Source organism: Dictyoglomus turgidum DSM 6724 (genome assembly GCF_000021645.1).
GTDB classification, from domain to species: domain Bacteria; phylum Dictyoglomota; class Dictyoglomia; order Dictyoglomales; family Dictyoglomaceae; genus Dictyoglomus; species Dictyoglomus turgidum.
This window is the reverse complement of the sequence record NC_011661.1, coordinates 1,393,142-1,404,997: the sequence shown is the minus strand read 5'-3', so window position 1 is coordinate 1,404,997 and position 11,856 is coordinate 1,393,142. Positions and strand designations below refer to the sequence as shown.

Genomic DNA, 11,856 nt, shown 5'->3' with positions numbered 1-11,856 from the left:
CAAAATTTGTATTTTATTAGGAGGGGACATGTTCAGGGATTGGTTTAAAAAAGATGAGAAAAATAACTCAAGAGATATTCCTGATGGTTTATGGATAAAATGTCCTCAGTGTTCTCAAATTATATACTCTAAAGATTGGAATGAGAACTATAAAGTTTGCATTAAATGTGGTTATCATGACCAGTTGACCGCATGGGAAAGAATAGATCTGTTAATAGACTATGGAACTTTCAAAGAGATATACAAGAATGTTGCTCCAGTTGATATTTTGGGATTTACTGATACGAAGCCATATACTCAGAGATTAAAGGAAGCTCAGGAAGCTACAGGGTTAAAAGATTCCATTCTTGCTGGACAAGGAGAAGTTAATGGTATTCCTATTTATATCATGGTCATGGATTTTAGATTTATAGGTGGAAGTATGGGATCGGTAGTAGGAGAGAAAGTAGTGAGGGTTGTTGAAAGAGCAATAGTTGATAAATTTCCTGTGGTCTCTGTAATTGCCTCAGGTGGAGCAAGAATGCAAGAAGGTTTATTTTCGCTTTATCAAATGGCAAAGACCAGTGCAGCTATAGGGAGACTTAGCAAAGCTAAGATACCTTATATAAACATTCTTACTCATCCTTCTACCGCGGGGGTTCTTGCTAGTTTTGGTTCGCTTGGAGATGTAATTATTGCAGAACCAGGAGCTTTAATTGGGTTTACAGGACCAAGGGTTATTGAGCAGACAATAAAGCAGAAACTTCCTGAGGGTTTCCAAAAGTCTGAATTTCTTTTAGAGCATGGTATGATAGATATGGTTGTAGAAAGAAAGAAACTTAAAAGTGTATTGTATTCCATACTAAACCACCTATGGAGGAAGGTATGGTAAATAAGCTGTCGCCATGGGAGAGAATCTTAATAGCGAGGCATCCTAAAAGACCTACTTTTACTGATTTTTTGAATGAGCTTTTTGATAATTTTTTAGAACTTCATGGTGATAGACTTTTTGGAGATGATCCTGCAATAATTGCTGGTTTTGGAAGTTTTGAAAATGAGAGTGTAGTTATTATAGGACAGGAGAAGGGAAAGTCTATTCAAGAGAAGATGAAAAGAAATTTTGGTATGCCCCATCCAGAAGGATATAGGAAGGCTTTGAGAGTTATGAAGTTGGCAGAAAAATTTTCTCTGCCTGTTATCTCTTTTATTGATACTGCTGGAGCTTATCCAGGAATAGGGGCAGAAGAAAGGGGACAGGCTTGGGCAATTGCTAATAATTTAAAAGAAATGTCCCTCTTAGAAACACCCATAATTGTAGTAGTTTTAAGTGAGGGCGGAAGTGGAGGAGCTTTGGGAATAGGTGTTGGAGATTATATTATGATTCTTGAGAACGCTTATTATTCTGTAATCTCTCCTGAAGGATGTGCTTCTATCTTATTTAGAGATTCTTCTAAGGCTCCCGAAGCTGCTGAGGCTTTAAAGATTACTTCTGAAGATCTTTTGAAATTAGGACTTGTAGATGAAATTATTCCAGAGCCTAATGGTGGAGCTCATGAGGATTTCCTTGGTACTGTCGAAAATCTAAGAAAAGCGTTAAGTAGAGTTTTGAAGAAGTATAAAAATAAAGAGACAAGAGTCCTTCTTGAAGAAAGATGGATAAAATTGAGGAGTTATGGTAGATTTGTTGAGGAGGAAGAAAAATGATTAGAAGAATTGGAGTGCTTACAAGTGGTGGAGATGCTCCTGGAATGAATTCTGCTATAAGGGCTATTGTAAGGTTTGGAATATCTAAGGGAATAGAAATTATAGGGATAGAGAGGGGATATCAGGGTTTAATTGAGGGGGAATTTAAGGTATTATCAAGAGATGATGTAAGCGAGATAGTTCAAAAAGGTGGTACTATCTTACGTACTGCAAGATCGGATGAGTTTAGAGAAGAAGAAGGTCAGAAGAAAGCCATTGAAAATATGGAAAAACATGGATTAGACGCTTTAATAGTGATCGGAGGAGAAGGTTCTCTTAAGGGTGCCTATGATCTTTTTAAAAAGGGTATAAATGTGGTGGGAATTCCTGGCAGTATTGATAATGATGTGTGGGGTACTGATTTTTCTATAGGTTTTGATACTGCCTGCAACAATGTAATAGATGCGATAAACAAAATTAGAGATACAGCCGCAGCTCACGAAAGAACCTTTGTTATTGAGGTCATGGGTAGAGAGTGTGGCTTCATAGCCTTTACTTCAGGACTTGTTAGTGGTGCAGATATAATTCTTATTCCAGAAGTTCCTATTGATTTTCCATATATTACAGAAAAACTGAGAGAAAGGCAAAAAAGGAAAAAGAGACACAATATTATTGTAGTAGCAGAAGGTGTTGGAAGTGCCTATTTTATAGGTAAGCAGATTGAGGATAAGCTTGGAATTTCTACAAGAATAGTTGTTCTCGGGCATATTCAAAGAGGGGGTTCACCCTCGGTTTTTGATAGAAATATGGCTACCTTTATGGGGGTAGAAGCTATAAAGAGACTTCTTAATGGGGAAGGCGGAGTAATGATAGGATGGCAAAAGAATTCCCCTGTTCCTATTTCCCTTGAAGAAGTATCAAAATATAAGAAGAGAGTTCCACCGGAACTTTATTGGGAGGTGGAATGTTTGTGGTAGACTATTGGTGCCGAAGGCCGGAGTCGAACCGGCACGGGTGTCACCCACCCACCAGATTTTGAGTCTGGCGCGTCTGCCAATTCCGCCACTTCGGCACTCTTGATAAATGATAACTTTTAGTATAAGCTTTTGTCAAGATCTAAATCCAATTGAAGAAGGGGGAAATCTTTGGTGAAAAGGTTATTTTGTCCTTGGAGGATAAAGTATGTTGTATCAGAGAAAGAAAAGGACTGTATTTTTTGTAAAAAACTTTTAGAAAATAAAGACGAAGAAAATCTAATTCTGTTGAGGGGAAGGTTTAATTTTATCATATTGAATCTATATCCTTACAATAACGGACATCTCATGATTGTGCCTTATGAACATACCAATGATATTACTAAATTGGATACTGAAACTCTTATGGAAATGATGAGATTTCTTCAATTGTCTGTCAAAGCTTTAAAAGAGACTATGAATCCTCACGGGTTTAATATAGGTTTCAACATAGGAGAAGTAGCTGGAGCAGGAATAGCTGAACATTTGCATATGCACGTAGTTCCAAGGTGGAATGGGGATACTAACTTCATGTTTGTTTTAGGTGAAACAAAGGTAATTCCTGAAGACTTGCAGAGTACATATAAAAAACTAAAGCCAGTTTTAGATAGACTATATGAAGAAGAGAAGAAATCTCAAGAGTCTTCTTAGGTATATCTATCTTAAGTTACTCAGATTTAAAGATCCACCTGAAAAAATCGCTTTAAGTTTTAGTATAGGCGTTTTTATAGGTATTTTTCCAACCTTTGGGGTTGGAGGAATCTTAGTGATATTGATTTCTTATATTTTCAAACTAAATTATTTAGCAGGGCTACTTGGAACTTTTATAATGAATTATTTTACCTCTCCATTCTTTTGGGCTTTGAGTTATTTTGTAGGAGATTTTATTTTAACTGGTAAGTTTGAATGGCGAGGGTTTGAGAGGGGAAGCTTTAAGGTTTTTGCCATATCCTATTTATTGGGAAACTTTATTGTATCAACTACATTTTCAGTAATTTCTTATCTTGTTGTAAAGAAAATAGTAACAACTTATAGAAAAAAAAGAGGAGGGCACAAACCCTCCTCTTCTTAAATTTTTTACTTATTAAAGAATGTCTTTACACTTTCATAAAATTCTGGATCAACATTCTTTGTCTTTCCTTCAATCAGGGTTATATCTACTGGTACTAAATCATTTCCTTTTACAGCTACAAATAGTCCGGATTTTCCTTCATGTACCAAATCTACAGCTTTTTTACCAAGAAGAAGTCCCATGATTCTATCTCTTATTGAGGGACTTCCACCCCTTTGAAGATGGCTTAAAATTACCGCTCTAGTCTCAATTCCTAAGTTTTTCTGTATCTCTTCAGCAAGAACATTTCCTACACCACCTAAGCGGATATGACCAAAGGCATCGACCATTCCTTCTTGACCTTTTTGATAGGTAAAGCCTGGAAGTTGTACTCCCTCTGCAATGGCTACAACTGCATGATTTCTTCCTCTGGCGTAGAGTTTTCTTATATGGTTGTAGAGATCTTCAAGATTTGGTTCTACTTCAGGAATTAAGATATAATCTGCGCCACCTGCAAGTCCTCCATAAAGGGCTAACCATCCTGCATGTCTCCCCATTATTTCTACCACAATAACTCTGGCATGAGATCTTGCAGTATCTCTAAGTCTTTTAATTGCATCAACAACTACCTCAACGGCAGTATCAAAACCAAGGGTATAATCAGTCTCTTCTAAGTCCTTATCAATGGTCTTTGGAACACCAATCATGGGAAGACCAAGTTTACTAAATTTTGATGCAACTCCAAGGGTATCCTCACCACCTATGGCTATTAAGGCGTCTAAGTTTAATTTTTTAAAGTTTTCAATACATTTTTGGACGTCTTCTTCCTTTTTAAAAGGATTTGTTCTCGAACTTCCAAGAATTGTTCCACCAACTTCAAGAATATCCTCCACTATATCCAAGGATAATGGCATCGTATCTGCTTTGATAAGTCCAGCCCATCCATATTTTAGACCTATAACTTCATCCCCGTAATCCAATGCCCTCATTACGATCCCACGAATAGCTGGATTTAATCCTGGACAATCTCCTCCACCTGTTAGTACACCAATGCGCATTTTGCTCATTTTTCCTCCTCCTTTTTAAGAGTTTTTTTTGATTAATTATGATTTTATTATTTAGAATAAAAATTGACAAGCTTTTTAAAGGTTGTTAGACTTTATAGACATGTCATAAATAAATCCTTGAGGGGTAGGAAAAAAATGAATAAAAGAGTTATTAGGAATAATAAAGATATCACATTAAATCATTATTTGAGATTGTTTGTTTTTGCTTTTTTGCTTTTAATGGTCTTTTTAGTTCCTATTGCACAACCTATTTTTCTTAAATTACACGATATATCTGAGATACCTAAGGTAACCCTTATTAGAGTATTGGGCAGCTTTGCTTTGTTGTTATGGGCTGTTTGGACGTATATTTTAAATAAAAGATTGAGATTACCTCCCAAAATTGTTTCTGCTGGAATTTTTCTATTCTTAATCTCTTGGGGTTTATCTACCATATTTTCTACTAACTTCTACTTGAGTTTCTTTGGTTCATACATGAGACAAATGGGATTTTTAACTTATTTTTTCTATTTTGCTACTTTTTTTCTTCTTTACGATGTTATAGAAACTCATACAGAATTAAGATATTTCTATTGGACTATTGTTATTACTACAGTTGTTGTTGACTTCTTTGGAGCATTGCAACTGTATAGATTAATGCCTTGGTATGAGAGAGTAAGAACAGAATCAAGAATAATTTCCACTTTGGGACATGCTGATTTTTTGGGACACTTCTTGGTAATGGTGATGCCTCTTATTTTGGCTCTAATATATCAGGTAAAAAACTTATGTTTGAAGATTTCTCTTTATTTTTTATTTTTACTATCTTTTTTAGTTCTTCTTGGAAGTTATACTCGTGGTGCTTGGGTTGCTTTTTTGGTTGGGATTATATTTTATTACGCTTTTGTGTTGTTGAAAGAGAAAAAATTCTTTACTTCTAAAAACAAGATAATAACCTTGGCTTTAGTTTTAGGTTTAGGCTTTACTGTTGGTATTTTTTATATCAGTGAAACAAAGTTGTACCTTGAGAGAAAGGATGTAGGGTTATTTTCTCTTAAAGAGAGATTTGAAAGTATAGGAGCTGGCCTCGGAGTAACTCAACAAAACCCAAGGGTCTTGACTTGGAGAGATAGTGTAAGACTTTTTGAAGATAAGATTTTAAAATCGCCAAGAATAATATATGGATTAGGTCCAGAAACCTTTTCCTTTAATTTCACCCCTTACAAATCCTTAGATTTAGCAAGATATGATAGAGGAAAGGGATATCCTGATAGAGAGCATAATGAATTTTTAGATATACTCTTTCCTCAAGGTCTTTTTGGTTTATTCTCCTTTATTTTTATCATAGTGAGTGTTTTCTTCTATAGTATTAAAAATTACCACCATATTAATCCCGAAAATAGAATTCTTTTCTTAGGAGCTCTTACAGGATGGATCTCTTTTTTGGTGCAGGGACTTGTTCTTTTTGGTTTATCTGCGACTTATCTATACTTCTGGATATTGACCGCCTTTATTATGATATTTTTTAAGCTGGAAAAGAAAGATTCTGTATGGGAAGTTTCTCTTTCTTCTTTGGCTAGATTATTTATTCTAATATTGTGTATCTTCGTAAGTATTTTCAGTATAAAGTTCTCTTTGCAATTTTTTAGAGCAGAAATTTATTATAGATATGGATTGGACTATATAAATTCTGGCGAGGTTGGAAGGGCAGCTGCCATATTAGAGGAGGCAATAAAATTACGCCCTCAAGAAACAGCTTTTCATGAGGCAGTAATAAAAGCATATTTAGGGATTATGGGAGGGGCTGAAAATGAGGATATTAAAAAGGAGGCTTTCATAAAGGGAGAGAGCCATATTAAAGGACTTTTGGAAAATGCTTATTATAAGTCGTTAACCTATAATCTTGTGGGAGCTTTTTATGCTCAAGCTTACCATTATCTAGGAAGAAAAGATGAGACCCTAATTAAAAAAGCGGAAGAATATTTAAATGAGGCTTTATCCTATGATAGATATTGTGTTCCTCCTATGGAAAATCTATTGAAAATGTATTCTACTGATTTGAAGAATGAAGAGAAGGCTCTCGAGATAGCTGAAAGAATTCTTGAGATAGATTCTTACCATGTTGAGGCAGCAAGCTACGCTGCAAAATTTTATTTCCAAGAGGGAGATTTTGAAAAAGCTAAAGAAATTTACGAAAGACTTTTGAGCATAAATCCTAATGATAAAAATATATTATTTAACCTTGGATTAGTTATGTACAGATTAGGTGACTTAAATAAGGCAGAGGAATATCTTTTGAAAAGTTTGAATATTGACCCTACCTACTCAAATGCTTTAGAGCTCTTGAGAGTCATTTATAAACAACTGGGTAAAGAGGACAAACTTAAAGAAATAAAAATAGATGAGAGAGTTTATATCCAAAGGGGGCTTGAAGCTTACAAGAATAAGGATTATAACTCGGCTTTTGATTATTTTAAGAAGGCTCTTGAACTTAAGCCTAATTCTCCTGAGATTATGAATAATATAGGAGCAGTTCTTTTTATGTCAGGCAGATATGATGAGGCTATCTTATGGTTTAAAAAAGCTTTAGAAACTAAAAAAGATTATGTACAAGCTTACGGAAATTTGGTCTATGCCTATCTTCAAAAAGGAGATCTATTTTCTGCAGAAGTTGTGTTAAATGAAGGGTTAAAATACGCTCCTAATGATGCAAATTTAAGAGAATTGAAAAATAAATTAGAGGAGCTTAAAAAGGAGAGGAGACAATGAAAAAAGTTGAATTAACTGAACAAGCATTAATGATTCTTGAGAAAAGGTATCTGAAAAAGGATGAGAATGGTAATGTAATTGAGACTCCTGAGGAGATGTTTGAAAGAGTAGCAGAGACCATTGCAAAGGTGGATTTGATTTATGATCCTAATGCAGATGTAGAAGCTGTAAAAGATATCTTTTATGAAATGATGTCTTCTCTGGAGTTTTTACCAAATTCTCCTACTTTGATGAATGCAGGAAGGCCTTTAGGCCAACTTTCAGCATGTTTTGTAATACCTATTGAAGATTCCTTAGTGAGTATCTTTGATGGCCTGAAGTATGCAGCTTTAATACATCAGTCAGGTGGAGGTACAGGTTTCTCCTTTTCTAAAATTCGTCCTAAGGGAGATATCGTTAGAAGTACAGGAGGAATAGCTTCAGGACCGGTTAGTTTTATGAAAGTATATGATGCGGCAACAGATACTATAAAACAGGGTGGTGTTAGAAGAGGGGCTAATATGGGAATTCTTCGGGTAGACCACCCTGATATCTGGGAATTTGTAACCTGTAAGGATCAAGAAGGTGTCCTTTCTAATTTTAATATTTCTGTAGCTGTAACTGATGGTTTTATGGAGGCAGTGTTGAATGATGAAGAATTTTCTCTTATAAATCCTCGGAATAAAGAAGTGGTTAAGAGGATAAGGGCTAAAGAGCTTTTTGATCTTATAGTAGAGCAAGCATGGAAGAATGGAGAACCTGGTGTAATATTTATAGATGAGATAAATAGAAAAAACCCAACACCCGAAGTTGGAGAGATAGAGTCTACAAATCCTTGCGGTGAACAGCCCTTACTTCCTTTTGAATCTTGTAATTTAGGTTCTATAAACCTCGGCAGAATGTTGAAAAAAGTTGGAGATAAGTATGAAATAAACTGGGATAAGTTAAGAACTACTGTACATAATGCAGTACATTTTTTGGATAACGTTATTGATGCTAATTTTTACCCGTTAAAACCTATAGAAGAAATGACTAAAGCAAATAGAAAGATAGGGCTTGGAGTAATGGGTTTCTATGACTTATTGATAAGGCTTGAAGTACCCTATAACACTAAGGAAGCAAGAGATATTGCAGAGAATATTATGAGTTTTATTCAAAAAGAGGCAAGAGAAGCATCGCAAGAACTTGCAAAAGAAAGAGGAGTTTTTCCTAATTGGGATAAGAGTATTTATAGGGATATGGGGTTGAGATTGAGAAATGCAACTCTAACTACCATTGCTCCTACAGGAAGCATAAGTATCATTGCTAACTGTTCATCAGGTATAGAGCCTATTTTTGCTCTTGCCTTTAAGCGTAAAATAAGTCTTGGTGAGTGGAATGAAGTATATCCATTATTTAAGGAGGCATTGATTAAAGAAAACCTATATTCTGAGGAATTAATAGAAAAGGTAATTCAAAAAGGCACTATTCAAAATATAACTGAGATTCCTGAAAAACTTAAAAGGTTATTTGTAACTGCTTTAGATATCTCTCCAGAAGATCATGTGTTAATGCAGGCATCTTTTCAAAAATATGTAGACAATGCAGTATCCAAAACAGTAAATTTGAGAGAGGATGCCACCTTGGAGGATATAAGAAAGATATATCTCATGGCTTACGAATTAAAACTTAAAGGAATAACAGTTTATAGAGATAAATCAAGAGCCTCTCAAGTTTTGGCGGTAGAAAAAGAAAAGAAGGAAACTAAGGAGAGAGATGCTCATAAGCTAATTCCCAGACCAAGGCCAACGATTACAAAAGGCGCGACTATAAAAATGAGGACAGGTTGTGGAAATTTATATATCACCATAAATGAGGATGAATTTGGTATATGTGAAGTTTTCTCAACTCTTGGTAAGGCAGGAGGATGTGCAGCATCTCAAACAGAGGCTATATCCAGGCTTATATCCCTTGCATTGAGGAGTGGAGTTGATGTAAATGCTATAATTAAACAATTAAAAGGAATAAGATGTCCTAATCCAGCAAGAACAGAAGATGGAGATCTTATTCTCTCTTGTTCTGATGCTATAGGAAAAGCATTGGAAAAATATCTCAATCTAAAAGAAGGAAAAAACAACACTCTCAATGATTTCATAGTAAGAAGTGAGGAGAAGACAGAAAAGAGCGAGAATTATTCTGGAATGCCTTGTCCTGAATGTGGATCGCCTTTGCAAGTTGCAGAAGGGTGTTTAACTTGTAGGGTTTGTGGATATTCTAAATGTTATTAAATTAAAGGAAGCCCCAAGGGGCTTCCTTATTTTTTTGGTCTTATTTCTGATATCCCTATATAAGGTTGAAGAGCTTTAGGAATTAGAATACTTCCGTCTTCTTGTTGATAGTTTTCAAAGATAGCAATTAAGGCTCTTGAGATAGCAATAGCTGTGCCGTTAAGCATATGTACGTATTCTACTTCTCCAGTGACTCTTCTAAATCTTATATTTAATCTTCTTGCTTGATAGTCAGTACAGTTTGAACAGCTCGTTACTTCTCCAAATTCTCCTCTTCCTGGCATCCATGCTTCGATATCAAATTTTCTGGCAGCAGGGGCCCCAAGATCTCCAGAACAAATATCTAAAACTCTATAAGGAATCTCTAATTTTTGAAAGATTTTCTCTTCTAAGCCCAGTATATACTCATGCATTTCTTCAGAATCTTCTGGTCTACATATTATAAATATCTCGGCTTTGCTAAATTGATGTACTCTGTACAATCCTCTGTTGTATCTACCATAAGCACCAGCTTCAGTTCTAAAACAGTGAGAAAAGCCTAAGTATTTTAGAGGCAGATCAAGCTCGTCAAGTATTTCATCTTTATGATACCCTCCAAGGGTTATCTCTGCGGTAGCTATTAATCCTAAATCTGTATCTTCTACTCTGTATATTTGAGCTTCAGGTCCACGAGGTTGAAATCCAATACCATCTATAATTTCCATTCGAGCTAAATCAGGAGTTATAAATAATTTAAAACCCTCTGGAAGAAGAGTATCTATTACTAATCTAAATAAAGCAAATTCTAAAAGTACTGCTTCGTTTTTTAAATAGTAAAAATTAGATCCTGTAACTTTACTTCCTCTCTCAAAATCTACGAGATCGTTTAATAATGCAAGATCTAAGTGATCCTTAGGAGTAAAATTGAATGTTTTTATCTCTCCCCATTTTTTTATTTCCACGTTGTCTTTTTCATCTTTCCCCCTTGGAGCTTTAGGAGAAAGGAAATTGGGAAGTTGCCAAAGTCTTGAAAAAAGTTCTTTTTCTACATTATCATATTCTTTTGCTAATTCTTCTATTTTTTCTTTTAAGATTTTTGCCTCTTTTATGAGTTTTTCTCTTTCTTCTCCTTGATGTTTTCCTATCTCTTGGGATATCTTGTTTCTTTGAGCTCTTAAATTGTCCAGTTCCTTTTGTAAAGATCTTCTTTTTGCATCTAATTCTATAATGTAGTCTACGTCATATTTTTGAGGATCCAAATTCCTTAGTATAATGTTTTCTTTCATAATTTCTGGATTTTCTCTAAGGATTTTAATGTCAATCATTCTTGTACCTCCTTTGCTTATTGGAGTATATTTTGTAATAAAAGAATAAGATTTGCAAGGGATAATATATAGAATAGTACTTTTTCTTGGAGACTGTTGGTTCTAAATATCCTTAAAGAGATTTTCCATTTTACTGGATAAAAGGGTCTTATCCCTTGGTAGGTAAAGAAGTCTCCGATTATATGGCCTAAATACCCGATATTGATGCCTGTATAGAAACCATTATAGAAATAGCTGAGATTTAGTGGAAGGTTTTTAAGGTTGTTAATATAAAATATAGAAAGTAGTATGTTTAAAAAGGTCAAACCTGTCAAGCTATGTAGGAGACCCCTATGTTCAAAAAGTGGTTTTAAAAGAGAATTAAAAATGAGGTTTAATATAAGTAAAACTCCTATAAAGATTAAAAGGAAAAAAATTGATTTTTGTGCAATGGTATTTAGAGTAGATTTGAGATCTAAAAAAGTGAAAAGGGAGAAAGATAAAATAAAACTTAGTAATGGTATTAACATGTTTAATAAGGTCTTTGCAGGCAAGATTCTTTTAGAGATTTCAGACTTTGGCGCATCAATATCTGGAATAAATGTTCCTACCAGGGTTCCTACGGATATACCTAAACCCCATGGGGTTAATATTTCTTGAATAGGAATATTTGAAATTCTTAAAATTGCTTGCAAAAGTAGCATATTTAATGATATGTGAGTCTTATATATCATGCTGTTTACTATTTCCTCCTTATGTGTTATATTTATAAAGTATAACAGGAAA

10 protein-coding genes and 1 tRNA gene are annotated in these 11,856 nt (G+C 34.7%); 7 read left to right on the top strand and 4 right to left on the bottom strand.

Features of this window, described 5'->3' with window-relative positions:
- Positions 1-28 precede the first annotated feature (28 nt).
- From accD to pfkA, 3 genes are read left to right on the top strand one after another with little or no spacing between them, the layout of a single operon-like run.
- Entirely contained in the window at positions 29-871 is an 843-nt protein-coding gene (gene accD / locus DTUR_RS07220; protein ID WP_012583742.1) for an acetyl-CoA carboxylase, carboxyltransferase subunit beta, read from the top strand.
- Complete coding sequence (locus DTUR_RS07215; protein WP_012583741.1) at positions 865-1,683, top strand: acetyl-CoA carboxylase carboxyltransferase subunit alpha; 819 nt, start codon at positions 865-867, stop codon at positions 1,681-1,683. Before accD ends, DTUR_RS07215 begins: the two co-directional genes overlap by 7 nt.
- Positions 1,683-2,639, top strand: a complete 957-nt coding sequence (gene pfkA, locus DTUR_RS07210; protein ID WP_423201566.1) for a 6-phosphofructokinase — start codon at positions 1,683-1,685, stop codon at positions 2,637-2,639. The genes DTUR_RS07215 and pfkA overlap by 1 nt, the downstream gene beginning before the upstream one ends.
- 5 nt (positions 2,640-2,644) lie before the next feature.
- Here pfkA and DTUR_RS07205 read toward each other — a convergent pair.
- Positions 2,645-2,734 (bottom strand) — tRNA-Leu (locus tag DTUR_RS07205).
- Positions 2,735-2,810: 76 nt separating this feature from the next.
- On the opposite strand from DTUR_RS07205, the gene DTUR_RS07200 reads away from it, so the two are divergent.
- Positions 2,811-3,326: an HIT family protein gene (locus DTUR_RS07200; RefSeq protein WP_012583739.1), complete on the top strand. Its 516-nt coding sequence runs from the start codon at positions 2,811-2,813 to the stop codon at positions 3,324-3,326.
- Complete coding sequence (locus tag DTUR_RS07195) at positions 3,292-3,747, top strand: DUF2062 domain-containing protein (RefSeq protein ID WP_012583738.1); 456 nt, start codon at positions 3,292-3,294, stop codon at positions 3,745-3,747. The genes DTUR_RS07200 and DTUR_RS07195 overlap by 35 nt, the downstream gene beginning before the upstream one ends.
- Positions 3,748-3,752: 5 nt before the next feature.
- On the opposite strand, the gene DTUR_RS07190 is transcribed toward DTUR_RS07195, so the two are convergent.
- On the bottom strand, positions 3,753-4,793 hold the full coding sequence (locus DTUR_RS07190; RefSeq protein ID WP_012583737.1) for a 6-phosphofructokinase: 1,041 nt from the start codon (positions 4,791-4,793) through the stop codon (positions 3,753-3,755).
- A gap of 135 nt (positions 4,794-4,928) precedes the next feature.
- On the opposite strand from DTUR_RS07190, the gene DTUR_RS07185 reads away from it, so the two are divergent.
- Positions 4,929-7,541 (top strand): tetratricopeptide repeat protein, encoded by a 2,613-nt coding sequence (locus DTUR_RS07185; protein ID WP_012583736.1) that lies wholly within the window; start codon positions 4,929-4,931, stop codon positions 7,539-7,541.
- Positions 7,538-9,787, top strand: coding sequence for a vitamin B12-dependent ribonucleotide reductase (locus DTUR_RS07180; RefSeq protein ID WP_012583735.1), 2,250 nt, complete (start codon positions 7,538-7,540; stop codon positions 9,785-9,787). The genes DTUR_RS07185 and DTUR_RS07180 overlap by 4 nt, the downstream gene beginning before the upstream one ends.
- A 26-nt stretch (positions 9,788-9,813) precedes the next feature.
- Here the strand turns inward: DTUR_RS07180 and serS are convergent, their stop codons facing one another.
- Both serS and DTUR_RS07170 read right to left on the bottom strand, forming a co-directional pair.
- Entirely contained in the window at positions 9,814-11,091 is a 1,278-nt protein-coding gene (gene serS / locus DTUR_RS07175; protein WP_012583734.1) for a serine--tRNA ligase, read from the bottom strand.
- A gap of 17 nt (positions 11,092-11,108) precedes the next feature.
- Complete coding sequence (locus tag DTUR_RS07170) at positions 11,109-11,774, bottom strand: metal-dependent hydrolase (protein WP_242603777.1); 666 nt, start codon at positions 11,772-11,774, stop codon at positions 11,109-11,111.
- Between the last annotated feature and the right edge of the window lie 82 nt (positions 11,775-11,856).

What these genes read in the sequence shown, in the direction of transcription:
- accD (WP_012583742.1), top strand. Translation starts at nt 29, where the DNA reads ATGTTCAGGGATTGGTTTAAAAAAGATGAGAAAAATAACTCAAGAGAT.
- DTUR_RS07215 (WP_012583741.1), top strand. Translation starts at nt 865, where the DNA reads ATGGTAAATAAGCTGTCGCCATGGGAGAGAATCTTAATAGCGAGGCAT.
- DTUR_RS07195 (WP_012583738.1), top strand. Translation starts at nt 3,292, where the DNA reads ATGAAGAAGAGAAGAAATCTCAAGAGTCTTCTTAGGTATATCTATCTT.
- DTUR_RS07190 (WP_012583737.1), bottom strand. Translation starts at nt 4,793, where the DNA reads ATGAGCAAAATGCGCATTGGTGTACTAACAGGTGGAGGAGATTGTCCA.
- DTUR_RS07185 (WP_012583736.1), top strand. Translation starts at nt 4,929, where the DNA reads ATGAATAAAAGAGTTATTAGGAATAATAAAGATATCACATTAAATCAT.
- DTUR_RS07180 (WP_012583735.1), top strand. Translation starts at nt 7,538, where the DNA reads ATGAAAAAAGTTGAATTAACTGAACAAGCATTAATGATTCTTGAGAAA.
- serS (WP_012583734.1), bottom strand. Translation starts at nt 11,091, where the DNA reads ATGATTGACATTAAAATCCTTAGAGAAAATCCAGAAATTATGAAAGAA.
- DTUR_RS07170 (WP_242603777.1), bottom strand. Translation starts at nt 11,774, where the DNA reads ATGCTACTTTTGCAAGCAATTTTAAGAATTTCAAATATTCCTATTCAA.